Raw genomic sequence first — 23,549 nt, 5'->3', positions numbered from 1 at the left:
ATGACCGAACCGCAGAGCGTGCCGATGCCCGGCCAGGTCTGGGGCCTGGCGGCGCCGGATAGCGGTGGGCCTATCTTCGTCACCAGCTACGACGGAAAGAACTTGTCCACCACCGTGCTCACCGCCGTGAACGTGGCTGGAGAAGTCTTGTGGCACCGCGAGTTCGACGGACACCCGGGTCGGCCCCGCATCAGTACCAGCGGATCCGTATGGATCGCCCATCGGGGGCCGACGGGTGCCGTGCTGACCGAACTGGACGCCGCCGGCTCGACCGTGCGCTCGATCACACCCGAACACGAGCCCTTTGAGCGCCTCGGTTCGTTCGTGGTGCTGCCCGACGGCATCTGCGCGTCCTGGTTGCCCGCCGAGCGGAACCGTCCCGTTCCGACCGGCCGCCATGCACGGGTCGCACGGCACGGCGAGGACGGCTCGGTGCGGTGGTCGACACCGGCGGTGCTCGACCAGTTGTCGTTTCCGGGCTGCATCGAGATCAGCGCGGAGACGAGCTGGGAAGCGCGACATTCGAAGCCGTGGGCACCGCAGACCATAGAGGCACACCACTGGGAGCCGTTGCTGATCGCCGGCAATCGCATCGCCGCGACGTTTGCCGACGGCAGGAGCGGCATCGCCGTCACGTTCTTCCTGGACACCACCACCGGTCGGCTCATTGCCGCAAGCCCTCCCGGGCCCAGCCACCACAAGGCGATCGTTGGACCCGGCGAGTTCCTGATCGGATCCCAGGGCTACGGCGCGTTCAGCACAGCGCAGTACGACTCCTCCGGCACCGTCGTGCAGGAGTGGCCGACGCACGCAATGCTGCTGATCGACCGACACGGTGCCATCAGCGGCCCCGAGTCCGAGAACACCACGCCGTCCCGTTCGGGGTTCGTCGGCCTCGAGCCAGACGGCACAGTGCGCCGCGGGCCTGCACTGTCCGGCTACTACACCACCTACCCAGCCCTGGATCACCATGGCACCGCGGTGTTCTGGCGGGACGGCCGCCTGCTCGCTGTCGACGCCGACTTCCAAATGCGGGAGCTGTTCGCCCTGGAAGACGAGAAGCGCGCGGTGATGAGCAAAATCATGCTGCTCGACCAGGAACGGGTGGCCTTCGCTCTGCACGACGAGCTCTTCATCCTGCAGTCGACGGGCCTCGGCACCTTGGAGAACAGCGTCTGGCCTTGCGCGGACGGTGGTCTCCACGGGAACCCCGTGACACACCAGTAGTGCCAGTTGGCACCACCCGATGGACGAGACCCGACGTCACCCGGGAGTGTGTTCTGCGTCACGCACCCGCCGTCGCAATACAACACGCTCCGCTGCCCGAGTCGTAAACGCGGAGTTCGAACCCCGCCAGCTCAATCACAACACGCACTCATCCGCACACGGCCTCTGCGGACACAAGAAGGACCTCCTTGACCCACCTCGGTGAGGCCGGCGCGAGCCTGCTGATGCTGATGGCGAAGTCCCGGCACAAGAAGGCGGAGAACGTCCGCCGCTACTTCAAGCCTCCCCGGAAGCGATCGCTGAGGTCACCAGCCTGCTCGCCCCGGGCGACAGCAAGAGGTAGGCGCCAGTCCAGTTCGTCCGGAACCCCGTGAACTATTCAGTATTTTACCAGAATAGCAATGGAAAGTCATATCCATGAGGATATAGAAAATTGGCGCCTTGTTCGCTATTTTGGCGCTCATGACTGCGCATGCTGAATTAATTGTCGACTCTGGCGAATTGCGACTGTGGACCGAACGGGTCGGCAACTCAAACCACCCAGCGGTCCTGCTGGTGATGGGGACCGCCGCACCAGGCATCGGATGGCCGGACGAGCTGGTGGATGTGCTGGCCGCCAGCGGTCGCCAGGTCATCCGCTACGACCACCGGGACACCGGCCGGTCCACCTGCGTGGACTTCGCCACCCACCCCTACACGCTGGCGGACATGGCCGCCGATGCGACGGCCGTGCTTGATGGCCACGGAGTAGCCGCCGCGCACATCGTCGGGGCGTCCCTAGGCGGCGCGATCGGCCAATGGCTGGCCGTGTACCGCCCTGAGCGCGTACTGACTCTGACCGCGATGATGACCGGTCCGATGGGCCACAGTGCGGGCCCGGCCTGGGCACGAGCCATGGCCGGCCAGGCACCCGACCCCAGCGACCTACCGCCGCCCACGACACGTTTCCTGGCGCACCTCGCACAACGCGCCGCTCTCCCGCAGGGGACTCGCGACGAGTACGTCACAGCGAACCTGGAGACGTGGCGAGTGCTCAACGGCGACGTCCTTCCCTTCGACGAGCCTGCCGCTCGCCGCTTCGTGGAAGCCTCCTTCGACCGGACCAGTAACCACAGCGCGGTCCTCAACCACGATCTGGCTGGACGTCACATGACCGAAGACCGCCTTGCTCTGCTGTCCTCGATCAAGGCCCCGACACTGGTCATGCACGGAACGGAAGATCCACTGCGTCCGCTACCGCATGGCCGTGCCCTCGCCGGGGAAATCCCTCACTCCCGATTCCAGCCGATTCCCGGCATGGGGCACACACTGTTCTCTCCCGGACTTCCCCAGCAGATCGGCGAAATCATTCGCGAGCACACCGCGTAGGGAGCGGAACGTCGAGCGGATACCCGCCAACAGGCTCCAAAGGCGAGCCCGGCGTGCCCGTGCAGACCGGTCTGCAGCTCGTGCACGTGGGCCCCGGTGCCCGCCCGGTCGATCCCGGCGGTCTGCAGGGCGGCGTGGACGTCTGCGGTGGTGCAGCCGGCGGCCTGGGCGATGGTCGCGGCGTCCCGGGTGCCGGACCACCAGGCGACCGCGATCAGGCTGGTGCGGGCCGCGGGCGTCGTGTCCTGTCCGGCGGTGGCCTGCAGCGCGTTCAGGCAGGCGTGGCGGGCGACGCTCGATCCGATGGCCGCGGTGGTCGTCACGTTTTCCAGCGTAGGCCTGCCGCCGGCGCGGCGGCGGTCGAACGAGGCCTTCAACCATTCGATCAGCGGGGGCAGCGAGCGCGCCTGTCCTCTGACAGGCGGCCTTGACCGTTTGCCAGGTGACCTTGACCGGTGCCGGGTGTCTGCCATCCGATCTTGACCAGCAGGTGGTGAAGGGTTGTGTTCTCAGCGGTCGCGGAACGGTTCCCAGGGGTCGGGGAGGGGAGCGTTCGGGTCCTCGCCTTCGGTGGACAGGCCGACGTAGGCGCGTAGGGCGGGGCGGGTGCCGGGGAGGCCGTACCGGGTGAACCGCTCGTGGAGGTCGGAGCCGAACGGCCAGGACTGGAAGTCCTCGGCGGTCAGCAGTCCGGCCAGGCTGCTCAGCAGTTCTCGGCGCCCGGGGGAGAGTTCGGCGAACACCGGTACGGTGTCCGCGGGTTCGAACAGGGCTTCCAGCAGGTTGTCAGCGCGGGCCGCCAGCGGGCGGGGCACGACTCCGGTCTGCTCGATGCGGGGCAGGGTGCGGACGATCTCCAGAAGGACCCCGTCCGGATCCTCGACGGCGTCCATCAGGCACAGCAGGCTGCGGACGGTGTAGCTGTGCAGGTCGCCCGCGTGGTGGGCGGTGGTGGCCTCGGGGACCGGGCCGGCGCCGAAGGCGGCGAGCTCGGCGGCGATGCGTTCCGCCGGCGGCAGACCGGGCGCGGCGGTCGGGTGCGCGGCCAGCAGGCGGGTCAGGGCGGTGGCGGCGGCCCAGCGCGGCAGGGGGTGCCCGTGGTCGAGGTGGCGTCGGAGCCGGCCGTCCGGGTCGTGGTCGGCGAGCAGCCCGACCGTGACGAGGATCGTGGCGGTGCATGCCGGGTTCCGCTCGCTGTCGAGGCAGGCCAGCAACGGGGGCAGGGTGGTGTCGGCCTCGTCGGGGAACCAGCCGAGAAGGTACGCGGTCCTGGTGCGGATCTCGGGGTCCGGGTCACCGAGCGGTTCGAGCAGGGCGGGGAGCTGGGCGCGGACCGCGTCGTAGGAGCGCAGTGCGCCCTCACGGGCGTCCACGGGGTGCCCCGCCGCGCAGTACTCCCTTCCCTCGCGCAGGTTCTTCAGCCGTTCCTCGTCGGTCTCGGCGGCGATCTGCTCGTCGTACCAGCGCAGATTCTCTTCCGGGCTGATGGCCGCGGCGCGCCATGCGGCGGTGTCGATGCCGAGCGGGAGGTCGTACTCGTCGTGCCAGTCGACGGCCAGGCGGGTCAGCAGCAGTAGCGCGTCGATCCGGGCGTCGGCCGGGCCTGCGACGGCGATCCGGGTGAGGAACGGCACGGCGTACGGAGAGGCCGAGTACCGGGTGCCCTGGTGAAAGATGTTGCCGAACAGGCTGCTGAACGCGCTTTCCCGGGCCTTCTCGTCCGGCCCGCACACCGCACGGAGTTGGCCGGGCACGTCCTCGGCGTTGCCGTAGGCGTGCCGCAAGGCCGCCCAGTCGATGTCGTCCAGCCCTGCCAGAAGATCGTCGGATTGCTTCATGATCCGTAGGCTCGCATGCACCGCTGACACTGGTTCTGCAGACGACTCGTCTCCTCGGGTCAAACAGTCAAACTTGCTTGTCAGTCGGTCAAGGTCACCTGTCAAAGGTCAGCTCCACCGCGTGGCGTGTCAGGAGCCGCTGTCCCGTCTTCTGCGATCTGGCTCCGATCTCAGTTGATCTGGTTCGATTCGCTCTCTGTCTCAGGCGATCTGGTCCATCGGGGATGCTGTCGGTGTGGGATGGCAGGCTTCGCCCATGAGTTACGACCTTGCTGTCTGGGAAGGCGAGCGGCCTGCAGATGACGTTGCCGCGGGCCAGTGCTTCACCGATCTGTACAACGAGTACATCGCCGCGGACGGGCCTGACGTCCCTCCGGCCAAGCAAATCGCGGCCTATGTTGCCGCGCTCTTGGAACGATGGCCTGACCTCACCGAGGATGAGGACGACATTTCGCCGTGGTCGACCGGTCCGCTGATCGGAGAGGCGAGCGGCCCTCTGATCTATTTCCCGATGCGTTTCAGCATGGCGGAGGAGGCGTCCGCCTTCGCGGCGGAGGTGGCTTTGTCGATGGGCCTCAACTGCTACGACCCGCAGGCACGGCGACTCCGGCCCTGATGGCCGCGAGGGGGCGGCTGAGCCTCTGCTGAGCTGCATCGACCAGATTGTCGTCCGTCCAGAAAGTGGCACAGCACCCCTTGCGCCACCGTCACCACCTCGAAGGTCGACATGCACCAGTCCCTGGCCAGCGACTGGGGTGCTGTCGTCGGCCGGGGAGCACCAGTGCCTGTTGTGTGGCGCCAGGCGGCGGCTGTTCCCACGGGTCGGGGCCGTTGGCTATGCAGCCCCCTGTACCGCAGCTTGCTCGGTCGCAAGCCTCGCGCACCGCGCGGGCACGTTCAACCCGGCGCACGGAGCGCCCCCCGGCGCCCGCCGGCCGCCCGCGCGTCGGTCAGCCTCGCAGCCCCCGCCACACCGGCTGCCGCAGCCGGCCAACGGGGGTGAGCTCCAGGAACTCGACCTCGGCGTGCAGCTCGGGCCGCGCGAAGCATTTGGCTGTCAGGCCTGGTGTGTAGGTTGCGGTCATGGTCATGTACCGGGAGCGGTCACCTGGGTGGAGTCCCTGGGTGGGCCGCTCATCGTGGTTCCTGAGGTCGTGTTGGAGGCATGGTCGGGATCGGCTGGGAACGACGATGTCGTTGACGACTACGACAGGGCCTGTGCCGTCGAGGGCTACATCGGCTTGCTCCAGGTCGGCTCAGCCGAGGGCCTGGTCCTCGGGGACGAACCTGCCTCGACCGCTTACCTGCCGGCGCAGGGTGTGTTCGTGCGTTGGTCGGCGGCGGAGTCCGAGGAGGCCATGCTCGCCAGCGTGGACGCGGCGATGCGTGCCGCTTCATGGGAGTCGGCGCTGACCTGGCAGGTGCCCGGACCGGTCGTTCTCTTCGACTCGGCCTGGACGGGCGAAGAGTCTCGCCAGCAAGATCACGTACGGGTCGACCTGGAGGCCGGGCCCTACGCCGTTCGTGCGGCCTACGCCGAGCCCGACCTGCAAACCGGGCTCACGCTCGTCGCGTTGCGCCGTCTCCCCGGATGACGTGTCAGAACGCGGGGCATGTGACGAGAAGTGTCCTTGATCGAAATTGAGTTGAGAGGGTTGTGATGGACGACGGGCTGGACGATCTGATCCACCTTGCCGATCCGCCTGGAACCAGCGATCACGTCGTCGCGCTGCGAGTGCTGGAGCGGCCGGCCCCCGGTGGGGAGTTCCTGGACTGTGAGTTCGTCGTGTCGACGAGCACTGTGACGGGCAGCTTCCCGGTGGGGATCACGTCCTTCGACCTCGACAGGTGGGACGAAGCCCTCGACGGCCTCGCTGGAAACAGGTTCGTCTCGTGGCTGGACTCCGGCCGGACGGTCCAGCTGAAGATCAAGCCGCTTGCCTCCGGCGCGGTCGGCGTGACGATCAGCGACGCCTTGTCTTCGCAGGTGACGGTCAGCCTGCCCGTGTCGCCGCCGGCAGACTGGATCGACGACCATCGAGCGCGTCTGGCGAAGGCGCGAGAGCTTCTTTCAGACTGACCGTTGGGCCTCGTCATCGGTGGGTTCGATATGGCGGAGCTCGGCGGGGTGTTCGCCTTCCGCGAGTCTGACGACCTCGTAGGTCCCGCGTGGTCCGCTTGGCCGTGGCGGTAGCGCGTAGCCGACCCGGGAGCCCAGCTGATTGATCGCGTAGCTGGTCGTGGTGCCGGCCAGGGGTCCGTCGAGGTAGATGGCCGTGCAAACGCTGATCTTGGGGCCGCGCACGACCTCGTCGAGCCCATGGCGTTCGGCGAGGTCTTCTGGCGTGAGGCTCGGGTCGACGAGTTCGGTTGCGTCTCCGGGCAAGATCAAGAGGTGGCGGCCGTCTGCGCTCACTGGGCTGGCGCTGAGGATTCCGACTCGACTCGGCATGTCTGACATTCTCCCAGTTCCCCTCCGGGACCAGGCTCGCGGGCGGATGACTCATGGGCGGTCCGTTGCGCTGCTGGTGATGGGGACGATGACGGCGGGCCGCCTGGCCGCCTGCTCGCGTAGAGCAGCGTTCTCGGTCAGGAGGGTCATGATGACGGTGGCGGCTGCGTCGACCTGGCCTTGGAGCCTACGGCGTTCCTCCCCGCTCTCGCGGAGCTTGCGGCGGAGCTCGGCTAGTTCGTGGTCGCGCTGTCGTCCGACGAGGGCGGCGGGACTGGCCGCGGTTCGGGCGTCCCACTCGGCGAGGACGGCGGTGGCCCGGTTCATGGTCGCCCGGCTGACACCGGCTTCGCGGCAGAGGTTGGTCTTGGTGAGCTTGCCGTCGGTGTGCTGGGGCTGGCCGGAGAAGAGTCGTTCCATCGCGTCCTGCAGTGCCTGCTCGGTTCGGGCGGTGACGGTCACTGCTGCGTCCTTTTGATCACGAGGCCGACTTCGTGGAGCTGGGCGTCGAGGTGGGCTCGGCGGCCGGGTGGGATGCCGGGGGTGTCGCGGATCTGGGTGAGGGAGGCGTGTTCGGCCTGCCAGATCGGCAGGTGCTCGGGGGCGATGACGCTGTTCGCGCACCGGGAGGGCTGAACCAGCCGGGCCCGGACGGCAACGGGCCGGCCGTCGCCAGCATCGGCTCGATGAGGGGCAGCCGGACCTGCGTACTGCGGGGCCCATACCCCAGGGTGCCGCCGGCCGACCCGATGCGGGACCGCCGAGGTGCGCGACGACGAAGACCCTGAACACCCTGGACCCGCGCTGCAGCCCGGCGGCGGCGCCGGGGTCTGAGCGTTCGGGGGCCGCGACGACGAAGCCGCCCGGCCCGCAGCTGCTGTGCGGGGGGTGAGGAGCGAAGCACGTACTCCATGATCACGATGAGTGGTTTCAGAACTACCCAGCGCTGAAAGGGGGTACCGTCCCGTGCACACGGGTCTAAGGCGCGCACGGGACGGGGTACATCATGGCACCACCGAACGGCATCAGCATCGGGCAACGCATCAAGGCGTGGGAGGACGTGCGGGGATTCAGCCACCTGCAGCTCTCCCAGCGGGCCGGCGTCTCCTACAGCCTCCTCACCAAGGTGGTGGCGGGTGCAAGGCCCGCCACGCCGGAGTTCATCAACGCGGTCGCCCGAGCTCTGACCATCGCACCGGACGACCTGAACCCGGCTCCCACGTACAGTGACGGCATGCCAGCCGATCCCCTGGCCCCGCTCATGGAGCCGATCCGTACCGCCCTCGACCTCTTCGATCTCCCCCCGAAGGAAGATGTGCACCCGCGGCCGATCGGCGCCCTTCGCGCGGCCGTGAAGCACATCAACGCGCTCGCCCAGGCAGCCGACTACAAGCCCATGTGCCAGGCCCTGCCGGGCCTCATCGCCGAGCTTCACTGTGCTGCCTACACCTTCAGCGGCGAACAGCAGCAGCAGGCGTGGGGCCTGCTGGCCGAGGCCTCTCGGTGCGGGCACTCCGTCGGCATCGCCATCGGCATGCCTGACCTGTCGGCGTACGCGCTGTCCCGCATGGACCTCGCCGCGCAGCAGGCCGGTGACCGCGCGCCGGGCCTGCGAGCGGCCCGGTCCTACCTGCGCGTCACCGCGTACCTGCGCACTCAGGACCTGGAGGCCTGCCGACGACTCCAGGACGCCGGCCGTGCCCACCTCGAGGGCACCGACGCGCACACCCCCGGCGCCCTCGTTGCCCAGGGGCAATTGCACTTGGGATCCGCGGTGGTCGCAGCCAGGGCCCAGGACGTCGACCTGATGAACCACCACCTGGACCAGGCGGAACGGATCGCCCAGCTCACCGGGGAGACCTCTGACTTCTCCCTGCACTTCGGCCCCACCAACGTGAGCGTTCACCGGGTCATGACCCTCGTCGAGTCCGGCAAACACGACAAGGCCGTCGTCGCCGCCCGGCAGGTTCGGTTCAGGGAAGGTTGGGCCCCGACCCGGGTCGGGCACCACCACATCGACCTCGCACGCGCCAACCTCTGGCTGGCCCGGCCCGAGGCCGCCCTGAACCACCTGGACTGCGCCTACGAGGCCGCCCCGCACCAGGCGACGCGCCACCCGCTGGTGAAGGAGACCGTCACGGGCCTGGCCCGGGCTGGCGTGGTCCGCAACAAGGGGCGCCTGTCCACCTGGATCACCCGCACAGGTGTCTGACGGCCTTTCACATTTTGTGAAAGCCAGGGGCTTTCGGGAACGGCATCCTGGAGGCAGGCCGGGCAGGCGCGAAGAACTGAGCACCTGCCCGGGACCTCCCCCCGGGGAGCCGACGCCCTGCCTTTCGGTGCCGGCTTCCCCGAGGATCCCTCGCTGCCGACCGCTCAGGGGCACCCCCATGGCTGACGCCGCACGACCCTCCGGGACCACCCCGGCACACCGGAACACGCCCGCCTCGCTCCTGCGCCGTTGGCGTCTCGCCACCGTGGCCGCAGGATGGGCCGCGTTCCACCCCACCGAGCCCCCGCACACGGCCACCGTCGCACCGCCCGCCCACGGAGCCGGTGATGACCAGCACAGCTGACGTGGAGTTCACCGCCGACCCGAGGCAGATCAGTCACATCCGCTGCTGGGCCAGAGCTGCCCTCCGGAACCTCGGCCTCGACGACCGGCACCAGTACGACGTCGAACTCGTGCTCTCCGAGCTGGGAAGCAACGCCGTCGTGCACGCCTGCCACGGCGGCCAGCCCGCCGTGACGCTGACCGCGGGCATGGAACTGCGCCCCGACGGAACACTGCGGGTGTCCGTCACCGACCCCAGCCCCGCCAGACCCGCGCTGCGAACGTCGGGCGAAGGCGACACCGGCGGCCGCGGCCTCCACCTCGTCGCCGCCTACTCCCGCACCTGGGGCGTCGACGACCTCGGACCAGCAGGCAAACGGGTCTGGGCCGAGCTCGACCTGCCCACCACCGCCCATCCCTGCCCCGCCGCGGCCGCCGACACCCAGGTCCGCCTCCAGATCGCGGCCCTGCGCGCGGACACCACGGTCAAGGCGGTCCGACCCCGGCCCCGCGTTCACTCCCTGCCGGGGCGCCCGGCGCTGCGCCGCCGGATCCCGGCGGCGTGAGCGCCACCTAGTCTCCGGTGACGGCCTGGATCCCCCCGGACAGGCCGTCACCGGGCACCAGCACCCGCCTGTGTGGGGCGGGGCCGCGGAAGAGCAGCACACCCCGCCCCGGGGCGTGCCCGTGCTCACCGCACTCTCTCCGGAACCGCCGACCGCCTCTGCCTCCGTGCGGCGGCGACCCGGAGGACCCTGCTGCGCCGCTTCACCGTGGGGTGGGTGGCGCCGGCAGATCCCGGTGGCCCTGGCGGGGGCCGCCGGTTCGCGGGCCCGGCTCTCGCACAGCAGCCGGGCCCGCCCCACGATCGCCCGCACCCGGGGAGGGGCGCGGGCCAAGGCCGGACCGTTCCTCGGGAGTGGCGGTCCGGCCGACCGGGCGGCGGAGAAGCCGGGGCGTCGTGCTGCTCTCCGCCCGTCCGTTCCGGAGCGCGCCACCCGGCGCGGGGCCGGCCGGGTCGGGACGGCCCCCGGGAAGGGCCGTCCCGACCCCCCCTGACCACCGACCCGCAACCTGAGGACCCTGCGCCGTGAGCATCGGACCGCGCACCAGAGCGCTGCTCAGCACCACCAGCCGCACCCGCCGGCACCACATCACGGCCTCCTACGCGGCCCTGACCCAGGCCTGCACGACCACGGGCGACGACGCCCGCGGGGCCGAGCTCGTCGCGACCGACCCGCACGACGTGTGGACGCTGCCCGGCTCCCGGGCGATCGCCCGCGTCCACACCGACTCGGCCGAGGCCTGGGCGCTGCTGCGCGGCGCGCGGCTGCTCGCGCAGCACCGGGTCGCCGTCGTCGCCCCCTTCTACGACGCGCTGCGAGCGGGTGGTAGGGCGGTGACGTTCTGGCACGAGCCGGGCCGGCTGCTGCGGGAGGCGGCGGCGCTGGGCGGCTGGGTGACGGCCGGCGTGCACCGCATCCGCCCGGGCGCGGCGCCGTGGCTGCAGGAGCACGATCCGTTCGCCGGCCTGCTGGACGGCCTGGACGACGCGCCGCTGGAGGGCGCCGCGTGCCGGTTCCTGCGCGAGCGCGCTGTCCGGCTGCGGCAGGAGTGGGCGGCCATCGACTGGCCGACGCCGGCCACCGTGATCCTCGGAACCCGCGGGATGGCCCGCTGCCACGACGACGGGACCTGCCCGCGCTTCGCGCTGCGGCGCCCGCTGTGGCGCGGCCGCCGGGAGTGGGACCTGGTCGCCGCCCGCTGGCGCGGGGAACTGCTGCGCGGCCACCGGGACGACCAGCAGGCCCACCACGACGCCTACCTCGCCCACACCCGGGCGGACGTCGCGCTGCCCTACCCGCACATCGGTGCCTGGCCGCACTACCAGAGCGTGCGCGACGTCGTCGTCCTCACCGCGGTGATGGACCTCGTGCGCCAGGCCCACCTGGACTCCCGGACCCGGCAGCTGGCCGCCCACCAGGTCGCGTGCCTGCGCGGCGCGCACCCGGCCCCGTGGGACTGGGGGAAGCGATGACGACAGCTGCCGTCCGGCAGCTGCCGGTGGTCCAGGAACCCATCCGGCTGCGGTGCGGTCACCACATCGACCTCGACGAGGGCGAGCGGGCGGTGCTGGCCCGGCTGGCCGCCGACCTGAGCATCACCCAGATCGCCGGCGACACCCACACCTCCATCAGCAGCACACGATCGCGCCTGCGGGACCTGCGCGCGAAGACCGCGGCGGCGAACTGGTCGCAGGTCGTCGACACGGCCTGCCGGGCACGCCTGCTCATCCCGCCCCCGGGCCGGCTGACCCGCCCACTGGCGCCCCCGGCCGTGGCCGCGGTCCAGGCCGTCGCGCACGGCGCCACCCGCGAGGCGATCGCCGCGCAGCAGGGCGTCGAGGCCTCGACGATCAGCAAGCGCCTGGCGGCGGTCCGGTTCCGGATGCGCACCATGGGAACGCCGGCGGCCGCCTTCCGGCTGCACGGCGTCCCCGGCATCCTGGACGACGCCCCGCTCTGCCCGACCTGCACCCGCGACGGTGCGCCGTGAACAGCAGCACCCACCCCACGGAACCCGGCACACCGGAACGCCCGGCCGGCAACGTGCTCGCCGCCCTGCACGCGCGCGCCCTGCAGAAGCTGCGCATCGGGGCCGCGGACCTATCGGCTTTGCCCTGGGACGACGTCCTCACCCGCATCGCCCAGCAGCTGCCGGCCCTCGGCGGACCCGTCCTGACCGACCCCACCGTCTACCGGCTCGCCGAGGTCTGCGCCGACGTCGCCACCCGCCTGCGCCGCACCTCCCCCCTCGACCGCCGGGCTGCGGTACTTCAGCGCCTCGCCGCCGAACTGGACCACGCGAGCGACCAGGCCGACACCGGCAACGGCCCCGCGGCCCTGACCCGGCTGCACAGCGCGCTGACCGTCGCCGCGAACATCGACGTACTCGCCGGCGGCTGGTCCCTCGGCGGTGCACCATGAAGACCCGCCCACGCGCCGGTGGCCGGCCCGCAGAACTGCGGTCCCTGCTCAGCCCCGTCCCCACCGGTGGCCAGCCACCCGACGACGGCGAAACGGTCCAGGGCGAGCCCTGCCCGACCTGCGGCCGCGGCCTCGTCCTGACCGAGCGCGAGCACCTGGCCCTGGTCCGCCTGGCCGGCGGCAGCACCATCGCGGCCATCGGCACGCACCTGGGCCTGGCCCCGACCACCGTCCAAGTCGCACTGGGGCGGGCGCGACGGCGGGCCGGGGCCCGCACCCTCACCCACCTCGCCGCGATCGGGGTCCGCACCGGCCTTATCCCGCTGCACGTGCCCCGCCACCACCCCGGCCCGCTCACGGCCCGGCGGCGGGAGGTCCTCGCGTTGTTCGCCGAGGGCCTGACCATCGGCCAGATCGCCGCAGCGCTCGGGATCACCCCCAACACGATCAAGACGAGTCGGACGATCGTCTACCGGCACCTCGGCGTCACCACCCTGCCCGCCGCCGTCACGATGCTCCTCTCCCTCGACGAACTGGACCGCCGCCCGCACTGCACCACGGCAGCGTGTGTAGCCGCCCACCAGAAGCAGACCCGGGCCAGCACCCCCACGGACGCCCGCACAGAGGCCCTCCACTGGGCCAACACCCTGGCCGCGGCCGCCACCGAACGCCTCGAACACCAGCGTCTGCACCACCAACTCACCCACGCCACGGCCCAACTGGCACAGAGCCGGGCCGACATGGAGGCGATGCTCCAGCAGGTCCAGCAGGCTGGCCAGGAGGTCAGCACTGCCCATCGGATGTGGGCGGAGACCGCCGAGCTGCGCCGCCAGGTCCGGGACCTGCACGACGCGGTCCGACCCGCCGCCGACGAGGCCAAGGAAGCACTTCGCCTCGCCGAGTCGACCCGCGCCGCGGTGGCGGAGACGCTGCAGTCCGCCGGAGCCCTCGAACGGGCCTACGAGAGGCTGGAAGCCCGGCGCAAGCAGCTCGATGCCGTGGATCAAGCCGTGGTGGACCGGCCTCCGGCCGTCGGCCCGCCCGTGCGGGGCCCGGTGCGGGAGGCGATCCCGCCCGAGCAGCGCCCGTGGCGCCGCCCGTGACCGCCGTCCCGGACCGGCGCTTACGGGTTGCCCCGCGATTGATCTCGGAGGAGTGATCGACTTGCCCTTGGTGGCTTCGGGAGTGCTGCTGTGCGCCGGGAGCGCGCCGGTGTGCGATGCCGGCATCGGGGGATTTCTCCGTACAGGGAGGCTCGTTCTGCAGCTGAGGAGGCCGCGGTGCCTGTGCTTGCTGATGCGCATGCGGTGGTGAGGGCGTACAGCACGACGTGGTTTGAGCCAGTGACGAAGATGCCGCCACGACTCAACGAGGCGGTGACCTGCGCCTATCTGATGATGCGGGCTATTGACGAGATCGAGGACCACCCCGGGCTGGACGGCCCGTCCAAGGCTTTGCTGCTGCGCGGTGTCAGCCGGGCACTGCAGACCCGAGGCGGGGCCGCTGAGTTCGCGGAGGTGTTTCGCGGGCAGGAGGCGGTCTTGCCGGATGTCACGCTGCGGTTGGGAGAGTGGGTGATGCTGGCCGCGCCCGAGATCGGCCCGCGCGTGTGGGAAACCTTCGCCACGATGGCCGAGCGGATGGCCACCTGGGCCGAGAACGATTTCGCCATCCACACGGAGCACGACCTGGATCAGTACACCTACGCCGTGGCGGGCACCTTGGTACTCGTCCTGTCGGACCTGTGGTCCTGGTACGACGGCACGCAGGCCAACCGCACCCACGGCATCGGCTACGGCCGCGCCCTGCAGGCCGTCAACATCCTCATCGACCGCGCCGAGGACACCGGACGCGGCGTCGACTTCTGGCCGGACGGCTGGCAGACGCAGGACATGCTCCGCTATGCCCGCCAGGAGCTGGCCCTGGCCGATGCCTATCTGTCCGGGCTGCCGCCCGGTCCGGCCCGCACCTTCTGCGCCGAACCCCTATCCCGCGCCCACCGGGCGCTGGCCCTCCAGCCGTGGACGCCGACACCGCGCAAGCCCATGCCGCATGAGGAGCGAGCCCAGTGACCTGGTGGCAGGAACCGCCGAGAGGGACCATTCCTGCGCCGGTGGAAGACACCGAGGCGGACCGGCTGGTGGTGCCCCGCATCTCCTTCCCGGTGCCGGCCCGGCTGCATCCGGCCGCAGATGAACTGGAGGAGCGTACCCTTGCCTGGCTGCGTGACTTCGGGATCATTCACACCGATGCCGAGGAGGCGTATCTGCGCCGCTCCACGCTCGGCCGCACCTACGCCTGGATGATCCCCGAAGGGGAGACGGAACGGGTATTGGTCGCCACCCAGTTCTGTATCTGGGCCACCGTGCAGGATGACCACTACACCGAAGAACTGGGGCTGGAGGGCAAGACCACCGCCTTGGCCTCCCACCTGCTGGCCTGCGAGGCCATCGCCGAGAATCCGCACGCCCCGCCGGGCGGACATCGCCCGATCGAGCTGGCCTACCGGGACTTGTTCGCACGCATTGAGCAGATAGCCACTCCACAACAGGTGCTGCGCATCCGAAAGGGCATGCTGCACTACAGCGTCGGGGCAGCAGCCGACGCCGCCTACACCGCCGCAGGGATCGTCCCGTCGGTGACCGAGTACCGGCGCATCCGGCACCTGATCGCCCATCTACACCACCACTTCGTCCTGACCGAGGTGGCGCAGGGCTTCGAAATGCCTCCCAACCTGCTGCTTGACCCACAGATAAGGGAGCTGACCGACCTGGCCATCCAGATCATCGGGCTCACCAACGACGTCCTGGGCTGCCCCCGTGACGTCCAGCGCCGCCATATCGCCAACCTCCCCATGGTGCTAGCCCACCACCACGGGTGCTCGGTCCAAGAAGGCATCGATCACACCGCGGCGGAAGTGACCAGACACACCGACAACTTCGTTCAGCTGTCCACCCATCTGCGGCACCGAGGCATCCGCGTCATCGACCAGTACATTCGCGGCCTGGAGGAACAGATCGCGGGCCACTTGGCCTGGCTCCACGAGACAGGACGCTACGAGATCGGCCTGTAAGGAGCTCCCCGCACCGGACGACCACCCGGCGCGCCGTCTCGATCGAGACGGCGGGGGACATCGGGCAGAGCACACGAGTTGTCCGGACATGAAGGTCAGGAATTCCCGCGCGGCCATGGCTCATCCCGCCCTGACCGGCATCTCCCGCCAGCATCTGGACTAGCTGGCCTGGGAACTGGCACCTCGGTGGCAGGCTCGCTGTGAATCCGCCCGCCATGAACGGCGCCATGGAGCGCGTCGCCGCCGGGCCGGGGCGGGGCCGAAGTACGCACTGGTCTTCCTCGACCGGCTCGTGGTCACGCTCGTCCACCTGCGCACCGGCCTCTCCCACGAGGCGCTGGGTGTGCTCTGCAACGCGAGCTCCTCCAGCATCGGCAGAGCAATCAACGAGCTCCGGCCACTGCTGGCTAGGCGCGGGTTCGCCGTGCCCGGCCGACCCGGCGTGCGGCTACAGACACTGGCCGACGTTTTTGCCTATGCCGAAGCCGAGAACATCACCCTGCGGATCGACGGGATGGAGACCCAGATCCGACGGCCCCGTGCGAACCGGCCCGGACGGCGCGCGTTCGTGTCTGGCAAGAAGAAGCAGAACACCATCAAGACCACCACGATCAGCGACGGCCAGAGCCACACCCTGTGGTCCGGCGCCACCCGGCCCGGCCGGATGCACGATCAGACCGCACTGCGTACCGAGGGAATCGCCGAGCAGTTCCGTCAACACCCCAGCGTGAAGGCCGCGGTCGACGAGGGATACCGCGGCCTCGCCAACGAGTTCCCCGGACAGGTCTCGGCCCCACCGAAGAAGCCGAAAGACCAAAGCGACGACAACGCCCGAGTAACAGAGAAGTACGGCTGGCGCGAGATGAAGCGCCGCCAGTCATCCCGCCGGATCTGCGTCGAGCACGCGAACGCCGAGCACCGGCAGTGGCGTCCGCTCCAGCGATACACCGGACGCCGCGAGGCCTACAGCGAAACCCATCGCGCCGTCGCTGGACTTGTCTCCGACCGAGCCGCCCGCCGGCCCACCCGCCGCAAGCCGAGCACCGAACTCGCGCTCGCCCGCCCCACAGCTTGCTGAGCCACACATCAGTCGAACCTCCTGACCGACCCCTCCCAAGATCAATCGCGGGGCAACCCGTTAGCGGTGCGGCGCGGAGCCCCGCGCGGCCAGCCGCAAGGTCACGTTCGGCTGCGCGGACTCACTCCCGAAGGTTCTTCGACCAGTCACCGCGAGAGCGATAGGCACGGCCGTCACCGACCTGCTTCAGCCCGCCGGGAACGACGTCCCCGTGGTAGGGGTACTGTTCCGTCGCCGCCGCCAGCAGGAACTCCAGGAAGCCGCCCTCGAACAGGTCCCACTCCCGCATCGAGTCGAACTTGGCCGCGACCGGCCACCGGTCCGGGTCCGGGCCCCGCATCAGCCAGAAGAAGTGGTCGGAGTTGGAGTTGTTGCCCCACTTCAGCAGCCCGCCCTCGGTTGGGAACAGCGGATACGGGCACTCCCTGTAGTCCCCGTCCCGGTAGCACTCGGCCAGCCAGGCGCAGTATCGGTAGGGGTCCGTCGTGAAGTACAGGAACCCCTCGAAGCCGGGCGGCTGCCCGGTCTGGGGACTGGGCGACGCCGACGGCGTGTAGATGTGCAGTTCGTCGCTGATGCTGACCATCCCGTACCGGTCGGCGAACGCCCGGTAGTCCGCGGGCAACTGGAAGCCGATCGCCGCGGGTGCGAGCTCCCACGGGACCGGGGTCACACCGCCCGCAGGCGGCGGCCCGATCACCGCGCCCAGCCGCTCCAGCATCTCCTCGATGTCCACGTCCACTCCCGTCAGCCGCCTGCTCCCGCCGGAGGCTATCCGTAGCCGGTGACACCGGAGGCGGCGGGCGCCCCGGCCCCGCACCAAGCAACCCAGCACAGGCCCGCTGGCCCGGCGCCGTGGACCAGGGCCACGACGCTGTGCCGCGCGGCGGGCCCGGGCGGGCAAGGAGCAGCTGTTCGAGCTGATCGGTCCGAGCGTGCAGGGGGAGCGTCGGTGGGCGGGCAGAGCAGCGGCATCCCGGTATGCCCCGGCCGTGAACAGGCCAGGAGAGGGCTCCGTCAGCCGCAGCTCTGCAGCTGGTCGCTGGACGGTCGGAGCCGTCGCCTAGAGTGCGGCCTCTGACAAGCCGGCGGCCGGAAGGGGACAGGGCGATGACCGAGGCGTGGGACCGGTTGCGGGCGATCATGGGGGAGCCGGTGTACACGCCCGCGAGGGTGCCATGGGACCTCGCACCGGCCGAACTAGGTGTCCAGCTGTGGACGATCACGTAATTCCCCGAGTGTGCGGTCACGTTATTCCCCAGGCTGTGACCGGGTGAGGTTGGAACCGACCTTGCCGAGCATCTGACCGAGCAGGTGAAGGGCTCGGGCTTTGGTGGGTGCTCCGCGGGATGTTCCGCGCCAGTGAGCATCGGTGAACTTCTCGACGGCAGCGAGCGTCTCGTTGTCGTGTTGAGCGGCCATCACCAGAACGAACCGCACGTAGTCGCCGGTGTCCGTGCCGAGCGGGTGCTGGTCAATGAATTGCCGCAGGCGTGGTGTCAGTGCCGGCAACGTCCGGTCCGTCGGGAAGACCACGGCGAGCCCCGCAAGGGCGAGTCGCACCGCCGGGCATTCGGCTTCCCAGCGGGCCAGGAGGCTTGGGGCGCTGGCCTCGATAGCTGAGCGGGTCCGGGTCGGCACCCACCGCCTCACCGCGGCCCACCGCCACCCGGCCTGCGCCCGTTTCGCGACCTGCGATCTTGCCCGCGCCCAGGCTACTGTGGACGCCCTGCTGGCCGTCCCGTTCACCGAGCACGATCCCGAACAGGCCATCCAGCAGCAAGCGTTGACGATCCGACAGGAGGCCGCCGCGTGGACCGGTTGATGCAGGACTCGCGCTTCACCGGCACGACCTTCGTCGTGATCGACTTCGAGGGCCTCACCCCGGCAGGCCGGCCCGCCGAACCGATCGAGGTCGCGGCCCTGGCCCTGCGAGCCGACGGTGGCCGACTGGTCGAGGTCGGACGGTTCGAGTCTCTGATCCGCCCGCCTGCCGACGTCCCCGTCACCGCGTTCGACACCGCGCAGACCGGCATCACCGCGCAGATCCTCGCCGCCGCCCCTGCGGCCGCCGAGGTGATGGCCCGCCTGGACGCGCGCCTGAGCGTGCCTGCGTACCGGCTGGTCGCCCACCACGCCTCGACCGAGGCCGGGATGATCGCCCACCAGGCAGCGCACTGTCCGACCCTGGCCTCCACACCGCTGCTGGACACGGAGCGCCTCGCGAAGGCCGTACTGCCCGGCCTCGGCACCTACCGGCTGGACAACCTGCTTGGCTACTACGGCATCCCCCGGCCCGCCGACCGGCACCGGGCGATGCCGGACGTCGAGGTCACCGCCCAGGTCCTGGCCCGGCTGCTGGCCGACGGGTGCGCCGCCGGGCGGTGGCGCACCCTCCTCGACCTCGACGCGGCCGCCGGGCTGCAGCCCAAGCGCCTCACCCCCGAGCCGGTGCTGGAACAGAGCGCCCTGTTCTGACCCCCGGGGCTCACGCCGACAGGCGCAGCGACCCGTCCGCGATCATCGCGAAGAGCTGCTTCACCTGCAGACGCGAGTCCTCCGACAGGCCCTCGACCTCGGCGATCTCCTGCTCGGTGAACCACCGCACCTCGTGCACCGCGCCCTGGTCCACCGTGCCGTCGTGGACCCGGGCGACGAAGACGTGGTCGATGTGGACGTGCGGCTCGCGGGTGTGGTTGTCGGCGCACGCGTCCATCTCGACCACCCACCACGGCGCCGGCACCGCGCTGTGCGGAAAACCGGCCGGAAGAGGCAGCGACGGGCCGGGCAGCAGTTCGGCCCGCAGTCCGGTTTCCTCCCCGACTTCGCGCAGCGCGGCCTCGGCCGCACTCTCGTCCGCCTCCACGTGCCCGCCAGCCGGCAGCCACAGCTCCAGCCGCGGGTGCCACACCAGTGCCGCCCTCGGGACGCCGTCCCCGCCGCTGCGGAAGACGAACGCGCTGGCCGTCGACTCCTTGATCACTTCAACTCCTCGACACTCGGCCCACCGCGCCGCCCGGGCCCACCCCCGGGTAGCAGGGGCCGAGCCTTTCACACCCCACACCCACCCAGCTGACCAAACGTCACCGATCCGGCCACCGCGCCGCCCGGACCCGGCAAGGGAGAAACCCGTGGAAGAAGTCTGGAAGGGCCTGCTCATCTGCGACTACGAGCACACCAGGCCCGGCAGCACCGCACTGGAGCTCGACCTGTACACCACCTCGCTCACTCGCTGGCCGCTGGTCTTCATGGACGACTCCCGCCCGTACGGGCGACTGCGGCGCGCGGGCATCGTCGACATCCCCGAGCCGGATCACCTCGCCCTCACCGGCCGCTGGCACCACCTGCTCGCCGACCCCGCCTACGCCACCGCGATGGTCACCGCCGCCGAGCAGCGCCACCAGCGCGCCGACGCCGCCCTCCTCGCCTTGGAAGACCAGCTGGACGACGGCGAACCGGCCGAACGCCAGCTGGCCGCCGCGACCGAGGCGTTCCTCGGCGTGATGAGCGCTCACATCGTCAATTGGCTCCTGCCCGAAGACCAGTGGCAGGACTTGCTCGCCGACCTGCTCGGAAGTGACGCCGACGGACGGGCCTGCCGCCTGGCCCTGAACACCCCCGATGCCACAGGCCACCTCCTGGACGCCCACCTGGTACTCCTGGACCGCGTCGCCGCCCTCGCCGAAGGCGCCGACCTCGCCACCGCGGCCAGCACCCTCGCCGCCCGTGCCGGAACCCTGTACGGCGACGGCTCCCCGGCCGCCACCGCGATGCCACTCGAAGACCGCACCCGCGCCGCCGGGCTGCTCACCGCCACCGCCGCCACCGACACCACCGGCCAGCGCGACCTCATCGACGCATCGCGCCGCCGAGCGGTCCGGCTGCGCGACGCGTGGACGCTGGCCGCCCAGCTCGCCGCTGCCGGCAACCCCGCCGCCACCGCGCGGGTGGCGGCGCTCACCAGAGTGTGCCGGTGGGCGGCCGGCAGCGAGGAGAGCCGCAAGGTCCAGCGGCACCGCTTCCTCGCCGCCACCCGCCGCTGGTGCCAGCGCGCCGCCGCCGACCTCGCCACCCTCACCGCCGCCGACCTCCTGGACCTGGGGAGCGCCCGATGACCGCCACCGACCTGCCCTCGCTCGACCAGGACCTGCACGCCGAGACGGCCGGAGCGAAGGCCACCACCCTCGCCCGCCTCGCCGCCGCCGGCCTGCCCGTCCCCGCCGGGATCGTCGTGCCCGTCGACCACCCCGACGAGCGCCTGCCGGCCGCCGTCGCCGAGATCCTCGCCCGCTGCCCCGCCCCCCACGGGCTGATCGCCCGCTCCTCCGCCGTCGCCGAGGACGGCGCCACCACATCCTTCGCCGGCCTCTACACCTCCCGCATCAGCCCCGCCCACCCCCAGGCGCTGCTGGACGCCGTCCGCGCCGTCCGCGCCTCTGCCCACCACCCGACCGCCACCGCCTACAGCCAGGCCCGAGGCGTCACCGCCCCACCGCGCATGGCCGTTCTCGTGCAGCCCGCCCTGCGCCCGACCTGCTCGGGCGTCCTGGCCGCCGACGTCACCGACGGCCGGTGCACCCGCTGGCGGATCGAGGCCGTCCGCGGCCTGGCCGAACCGCTTGTCAGCGGCACCCAGACCGGCGAGACCCACACCCTCAGCCAAGGCCACCACGCCACCGTCCGGACCGCCGTCCAGGAGACCATGCAACTGCCCGGCACGCCTTGCGAGTTGGACAAACCACCGGGGGAGTGGGTGAGCCTCGACCCGGCCGGCTCCGTCCAGGCGAAGATTCGGACGTCCGACGCAGGGGTGCTCCACCTTTACACTCCGGTCCCACTGGCCGAGCGCCCGGTGCTCACCCCCGAGGCACGCGAGCGGCTGCTTGCCACCGCCGCCACGGCCGCCACCGCCCTCGGCCTGCAGCACATCGACGTCGAGTGGGCGATCGACTCCCACGGCAAGTTCCACCTCGTCCAGGCCCGCCCGCTCACCGCACCCCTCACCGACCACACCGCCGGCCAGGCAGCAGCCGACGACGACCAGATCCTCCACGGGATCGCAGCCGCCCCCGGACGCGGCACCGGACCCACCGTCCACACCGGCGCCGACGACATCACCAGCCGAGTCCTGCTCTGCCACGCCCTCGGCCCCGAAACAGTCCCGGCACTGCTCACCGGCCCGGCCGCCGTCGTGGCCACCACCGGCGGCGAGCTCTCCCACACCGCGATCATCACCCGCGAACTCGGCATCCCCTGCGTCACCAACGTCACCACCGCCCTGACCGCCCTCACCCCCGGCACCATCGTCGAGGTCGACGGCGGCGCCGGCACCGTCCGCCCCGCCCCCGCCATACCCACCCAACGCACCGAGCCCGACTCCGGCCAGCTCGGCGCCACCGCTGTGCTCGCCCGCACCCTGGAGCAACCGCCGCCCGGCGACGGCCGCGCGGCGACCCTGCTCTGGTACGACCCCAACGGACCCACCCCCGAGCCGTCCATTCTCGGCCCCGGCAGTCCGCACCCCGTCGGCGTGCTGTTCCCCGGCCACGCCCCGGATCCGGTCACCGTCCCGGCCGGGTACCGCCCGATCCGGCTGCCCGGGCTCGGCACGCTGCTGTGGCCCCAGGACGCGCCGCCCCCGCCCATCGAGATCGCCGTCCTCGGCCCCGACCGGCAGATCCTCTACCGCAGGACGGTGTCCCAGTGACCACTGGGGTCGCCCTCCTCCGCAGCGCGCAGGCACTGATCGTGGACTGGGACGGCACCGTGGTGGACAACACCGACGTCCGCCGCGCCGCCCTCCATGCCGCCCTCGCCCCGCACGGCATCCCGGTCCCCGCCGAGCGCTACCGAGCTCTGGCCGGCCTGCCCGTGCGCGCGGTGATCGCCCGGCTCGCTGTCGACGCCGCACTCCTGCCACCCCCGGTCGAGGAGGTGGTGGCGCGCAGCCGGGCCGCGCTTCTCGCCGGTCCCGCGCCGCGCCCCATCCCCTGCACCCTCGACCTGCTTCACACCGCCCGCAGCCTCGGTATCCCGCTGGCCGTCGCCTCCAGCGCCGCCGCAGTCCTCGTCCACGACGGCATCCAGCGACTCGACTTGGGATCGCTGTTACCGGTTGTCGTCACCCTCGACGACGTTCCCCGCGGCAAGCCCGCTCCCGACGCCTACCTGGAAGCCGCCCGGCGCCTCGGCGCCGCTCCGGCGCGGTGCCTGACCGTCGACGATGCCGATGACGGCATCGCCGCCGCCCTCGCGGCCGGCATGCGCACCTTCACCATCCGCCATGGCCGCCTCGTCCAGGCCGCCACCGTCAACGCCTCGGGAGCTGTCCGTGCCGCACAACCCTGACGACCGGCTGGCAGGGCCACAGTCCGTCCTCGCCGTGCTCGCCCACCCCGACGACGCCGAGCTCTGGGCTGGCGGCACCCTCGCCCTCCACGCCCAGCACGCGCCCGTCCACATCGCCGTCCCCCTCCACGACCCGGTCCGCGACGCCGAAGCCCAAGCCGGAGCCGCTGTCCTCGGCGCCACCCTCCACCAGCTCCCCGAACTCACCCCGGCCACGATCCGGAACCTGCTCGTCGAGCTGACATCGCACGTGGTCATCACCCACCCCGTCCACGACACCCACGCCGCCCACCGGCGCACCGCCGAGGCCGTTCTCGAAGCCCTCCCCGAGGCAAAGATTGAAACCGGCAGGCCCCGCCGCCTCTACACCTGCGATACCTACAACTCCCTCACCACCACGGGGCAGATCACCCCCACGGTGATGGTCGACGTCACCGCCACCTTCGGCACCAAGATGAAGGCCCTGCGCTGCCACAAGTCCCAGCCCATCGACGACCACTTCGGACCCATGGCCGAAGACCTTGCACGCGGGTGGGGGAGGCGCAGCGGTGCCGTTTTCGCCGAAGCCTTCACCGCCCTGCCTGTCCTCGGCCGTCTACCGGGAGCCGCCCACCTGTGATAGCC

Annotated in this window: 26 protein-coding genes and 1 pseudogene; 21 read left to right on the top strand and 6 right to left on the bottom strand. The window is 71.1% G+C overall.

Features of this window, described 5'->3' with window-relative positions:
* The 4 genes and pseudogenes from ACFYUY_RS23905 (at position 1) to ACFYUY_RS23890 (ending at position 3,078) form a co-directional block, all read left to right on the top strand.
* On the top strand, positions 1-1,227 hold the full coding sequence (locus ACFYUY_RS23905; RefSeq protein ID WP_387903412.1) for a hypothetical protein: 1,227 nt from the start codon (positions 1-3) through the stop codon (positions 1,225-1,227).
* A gap of 176 nt (positions 1,228-1,403) precedes the next feature.
* A pseudogene (locus ACFYUY_RS23900) lies at positions 1,404-1,570 on the top strand (site-specific integrase); the annotation flags it as partial.
* A 98-nt stretch (positions 1,571-1,668) separates the two neighbouring features.
* On the top strand, positions 1,669-2,595 hold the full coding sequence (locus tag ACFYUY_RS23895; protein WP_387903410.1) for an alpha/beta fold hydrolase: 927 nt from the start codon (positions 1,669-1,671) through the stop codon (positions 2,593-2,595).
* A gap of 147 nt (positions 2,596-2,742) precedes the next feature.
* The gene (locus tag ACFYUY_RS23890; RefSeq protein WP_387903408.1) at positions 2,743-3,078 is read left to right on the top strand and encodes a hypothetical protein; all 336 of its coding nucleotides are present in this window, start codon (positions 2,743-2,745) and stop codon (positions 3,076-3,078) included.
* 26 nt (positions 3,079-3,104) lie between these two features.
* Here ACFYUY_RS23890 and ACFYUY_RS23885 read toward each other — a convergent pair whose 3' ends face one another.
* The gene (locus tag ACFYUY_RS23885; protein WP_387903406.1) at positions 3,105-4,433 is read right to left on the bottom strand and encodes a HEAT repeat domain-containing protein; all 1,329 of its coding nucleotides are present in this window, start codon (positions 4,431-4,433) and stop codon (positions 3,105-3,107) included.
* Positions 4,434-4,689: 256 nt separating this feature from the next.
* Here ACFYUY_RS23885 and ACFYUY_RS23880 point away from each other — a divergent pair, with 256 nt between their 5' ends.
* The 3 genes from ACFYUY_RS23880 to ACFYUY_RS23870 all read left to right on the top strand — a co-directional run bounded on the left by ACFYUY_RS23880 (position 4,690) and on the right by ACFYUY_RS23870 (position 6,513).
* Complete coding sequence (locus tag ACFYUY_RS23880) at positions 4,690-5,049, top strand: hypothetical protein (protein ID WP_387903404.1); 360 nt, start codon at positions 4,690-4,692, stop codon at positions 5,047-5,049.
* Between the two features lie 496 nt (positions 5,050-5,545).
* Positions 5,546-6,028: an Imm21 family immunity protein gene (locus tag ACFYUY_RS23875; protein WP_387903402.1), complete on the top strand. Its 483-nt coding sequence runs from the start codon at positions 5,546-5,548 to the stop codon at positions 6,026-6,028.
* A gap of 65 nt (positions 6,029-6,093) precedes the next feature.
* Positions 6,094-6,513, top strand: coding sequence for a DUF5959 family protein (locus tag ACFYUY_RS23870; protein WP_387903400.1), 420 nt, complete (start codon positions 6,094-6,096; stop codon positions 6,511-6,513).
* On the opposite strand, the gene ACFYUY_RS23865 is transcribed toward ACFYUY_RS23870, so the two are convergent.
* Positions 6,505-6,885, bottom strand: coding sequence for a hypothetical protein (locus ACFYUY_RS23865; protein WP_387903398.1), 381 nt, complete (start codon positions 6,883-6,885; stop codon positions 6,505-6,507). The genes ACFYUY_RS23870 and ACFYUY_RS23865 overlap by 9 nt on opposite strands.
* Positions 6,886-6,936: 51 nt before the next feature.
* On the bottom strand, positions 6,937-7,347 hold the full coding sequence (locus ACFYUY_RS23860) for a hypothetical protein (RefSeq protein WP_387903396.1): 411 nt from the start codon (positions 7,345-7,347) through the stop codon (positions 6,937-6,939).
* A 544-nt stretch (positions 7,348-7,891) separates the two neighbouring features.
* Here ACFYUY_RS23860 and ACFYUY_RS23855 point away from each other — a divergent pair.
* The 9 genes from ACFYUY_RS23855 to ACFYUY_RS23815 all read left to right on the top strand — a co-directional run bounded on the left by ACFYUY_RS23855 (position 7,892) and on the right by ACFYUY_RS23815 (position 16,577).
* The gene (locus ACFYUY_RS23855; protein WP_387903393.1) at positions 7,892-9,097 is read left to right on the top strand and encodes a helix-turn-helix domain-containing protein; all 1,206 of its coding nucleotides are present in this window, start codon (positions 7,892-7,894) and stop codon (positions 9,095-9,097) included.
* 347 nt (positions 9,098-9,444) lie between these two features.
* Positions 9,445-10,005, top strand: a complete 561-nt coding sequence (locus tag ACFYUY_RS23850) for an ATP-binding protein (RefSeq protein ID WP_387903390.1) — start codon at positions 9,445-9,447, stop codon at positions 10,003-10,005.
* Positions 10,006-10,529: 524 nt separating this feature from the next.
* Complete coding sequence (locus tag ACFYUY_RS23845) at positions 10,530-11,477, top strand: hypothetical protein (RefSeq protein ID WP_387903387.1); 948 nt, start codon at positions 10,530-10,532, stop codon at positions 11,475-11,477.
* Positions 11,474-11,995 (top strand): hypothetical protein, encoded by a 522-nt coding sequence (locus ACFYUY_RS23840; protein WP_387903385.1) that lies wholly within the window; start codon positions 11,474-11,476, stop codon positions 11,993-11,995. Before ACFYUY_RS23845 ends, ACFYUY_RS23840 begins: the two co-directional genes overlap by 4 nt.
* Positions 11,992-12,426, top strand: a complete 435-nt coding sequence (locus tag ACFYUY_RS23835) for a hypothetical protein (protein WP_387903382.1) — start codon at positions 11,992-11,994, stop codon at positions 12,424-12,426. The genes ACFYUY_RS23840 and ACFYUY_RS23835 overlap by 4 nt, the downstream gene beginning before the upstream one ends.
* Complete coding sequence (locus ACFYUY_RS23830) at positions 12,423-13,529, top strand: LuxR C-terminal-related transcriptional regulator (protein ID WP_387903380.1); 1,107 nt, start codon at positions 12,423-12,425, stop codon at positions 13,527-13,529. Before ACFYUY_RS23835 ends, ACFYUY_RS23830 begins: the two co-directional genes overlap by 4 nt.
* Positions 13,530-13,706: 177 nt before the next feature.
* Positions 13,707-14,498, top strand: coding sequence for a squalene/phytoene synthase family protein (locus ACFYUY_RS23825; RefSeq protein ID WP_387903377.1), 792 nt, complete (start codon positions 13,707-13,709; stop codon positions 14,496-14,498).
* Complete coding sequence (locus ACFYUY_RS23820) at positions 14,495-15,499, top strand: hypothetical protein (RefSeq protein WP_387903374.1); 1,005 nt, start codon at positions 14,495-14,497, stop codon at positions 15,497-15,499. Before ACFYUY_RS23825 ends, ACFYUY_RS23820 begins: the two co-directional genes overlap by 4 nt.
* Before the next feature lie 163 nt (positions 15,500-15,662).
* Entirely contained in the window at positions 15,663-16,577 is a 915-nt protein-coding gene (locus tag ACFYUY_RS23815; RefSeq protein ID WP_387903504.1) for a transposase family protein, read from the top strand.
* A gap of 121 nt (positions 16,578-16,698) precedes the next feature.
* Here the strand turns inward: ACFYUY_RS23815 and ACFYUY_RS23810 are convergent, their stop codons facing one another.
* Entirely contained in the window at positions 16,699-17,313 is a 615-nt protein-coding gene (locus ACFYUY_RS23810) for a hypothetical protein (RefSeq protein ID WP_387903373.1), read from the bottom strand.
* Positions 17,314-17,828: 515 nt separating this feature from the next.
* Positions 17,829-18,218, bottom strand: coding sequence for a hypothetical protein (locus ACFYUY_RS23805; protein WP_387903371.1), 390 nt, complete (start codon positions 18,216-18,218; stop codon positions 17,829-17,831).
* Between the two features lie 171 nt (positions 18,219-18,389).
* Here ACFYUY_RS23805 and ACFYUY_RS23800 point away from each other — a divergent pair, with 171 nt between their 5' ends.
* On the top strand, positions 18,390-19,055 hold the full coding sequence (locus ACFYUY_RS23800; protein WP_387903369.1) for a PolC-type DNA polymerase III: 666 nt from the start codon (positions 18,390-18,392) through the stop codon (positions 19,053-19,055).
* A gap of 10 nt (positions 19,056-19,065) precedes the next feature.
* On the opposite strand, the gene ACFYUY_RS23795 is transcribed toward ACFYUY_RS23800, so the two are convergent.
* Entirely contained in the window at positions 19,066-19,560 is a 495-nt protein-coding gene (locus ACFYUY_RS23795; protein ID WP_387903367.1) for an NUDIX domain-containing protein, read from the bottom strand.
* 148 nt (positions 19,561-19,708) lie between these two features.
* On the opposite strand from ACFYUY_RS23795, the gene ACFYUY_RS23790 reads away from it, so the two are divergent.
* The 4 genes from ACFYUY_RS23790 to ACFYUY_RS23775 are packed head-to-tail and all read left to right on the top strand — an operon-like array spanning position 19,709 to position 23,544.
* Complete coding sequence (locus tag ACFYUY_RS23790; protein ID WP_387903364.1) at positions 19,709-20,692, top strand: hypothetical protein; 984 nt, start codon at positions 19,709-19,711, stop codon at positions 20,690-20,692.
* Positions 20,689-22,284, top strand: a complete 1,596-nt coding sequence (locus ACFYUY_RS23785; RefSeq protein ID WP_387903362.1) for a PEP/pyruvate-binding domain-containing protein — start codon at positions 20,689-20,691, stop codon at positions 22,282-22,284. The genes ACFYUY_RS23790 and ACFYUY_RS23785 overlap by 4 nt, the downstream gene beginning before the upstream one ends.
* On the top strand, positions 22,281-22,925 hold the full coding sequence (locus tag ACFYUY_RS23780) for an HAD family hydrolase (RefSeq protein ID WP_387903361.1): 645 nt from the start codon (positions 22,281-22,283) through the stop codon (positions 22,923-22,925). Before ACFYUY_RS23785 ends, ACFYUY_RS23780 begins: the two co-directional genes overlap by 4 nt.
* Positions 22,909-23,544 (top strand): PIG-L deacetylase family protein, encoded by a 636-nt coding sequence (locus ACFYUY_RS23775; RefSeq protein ID WP_387903360.1) that lies wholly within the window; start codon positions 22,909-22,911, stop codon positions 23,542-23,544. Before ACFYUY_RS23780 ends, ACFYUY_RS23775 begins: the two co-directional genes overlap by 17 nt.
* Positions 23,545-23,549 lie beyond the last annotated feature (5 nt).

Origin of the sequence: Kitasatospora sp. NPDC004745, assembly GCF_042873275.1 — a bacterium.
In the GTDB taxonomy this organism is placed as follows: Bacteria; Actinomycetota; Actinomycetes; order Streptomycetales; family Streptomycetaceae; genus Kitasatospora.
Note: the sequence above shows the minus strand (reverse complement) of the source record. Positions and strands in the feature narration are given on the sequence as shown.

Coding starts and splice junctions, on each gene's coding strand:
- ACFYUY_RS23865 (WP_387903398.1), bottom strand. CDS start 6,885: ATGCCGAGTCGAGTCGGAATCCTCAGCGCCAGCCCAGTGAGCGCAGAC.
- ACFYUY_RS23840 (WP_387903385.1), top strand. CDS start 11,474: ATGACGACAGCTGCCGTCCGGCAGCTGCCGGTGGTCCAGGAACCCATC.
- ACFYUY_RS23885 (WP_387903406.1), bottom strand. CDS start 4,433: ATGAAGCAATCCGACGATCTTCTGGCAGGGCTGGACGACATCGACTGG.
- ACFYUY_RS23880 (WP_387903404.1), top strand. CDS start 4,690: ATGAGTTACGACCTTGCTGTCTGGGAAGGCGAGCGGCCTGCAGATGAC.
- ACFYUY_RS23905 (WP_387903412.1), top strand. CDS start 1: ATGACCGAACCGCAGAGCGTGCCGATGCCCGGCCAGGTCTGGGGCCTG.
- ACFYUY_RS23785 (WP_387903362.1), top strand. CDS start 20,689: ATGACCGCCACCGACCTGCCCTCGCTCGACCAGGACCTGCACGCCGAG.
- ACFYUY_RS23830 (WP_387903380.1), top strand. CDS start 12,423: ATGAAGACCCGCCCACGCGCCGGTGGCCGGCCCGCAGAACTGCGGTCC.
- ACFYUY_RS23850 (WP_387903390.1), top strand. CDS start 9,445: ATGACCAGCACAGCTGACGTGGAGTTCACCGCCGACCCGAGGCAGATC.
- ACFYUY_RS23870 (WP_387903400.1), top strand. CDS start 6,094: ATGGACGACGGGCTGGACGATCTGATCCACCTTGCCGATCCGCCTGGA.
- ACFYUY_RS23855 (WP_387903393.1), top strand. CDS start 7,892: ATGGCACCACCGAACGGCATCAGCATCGGGCAACGCATCAAGGCGTGG.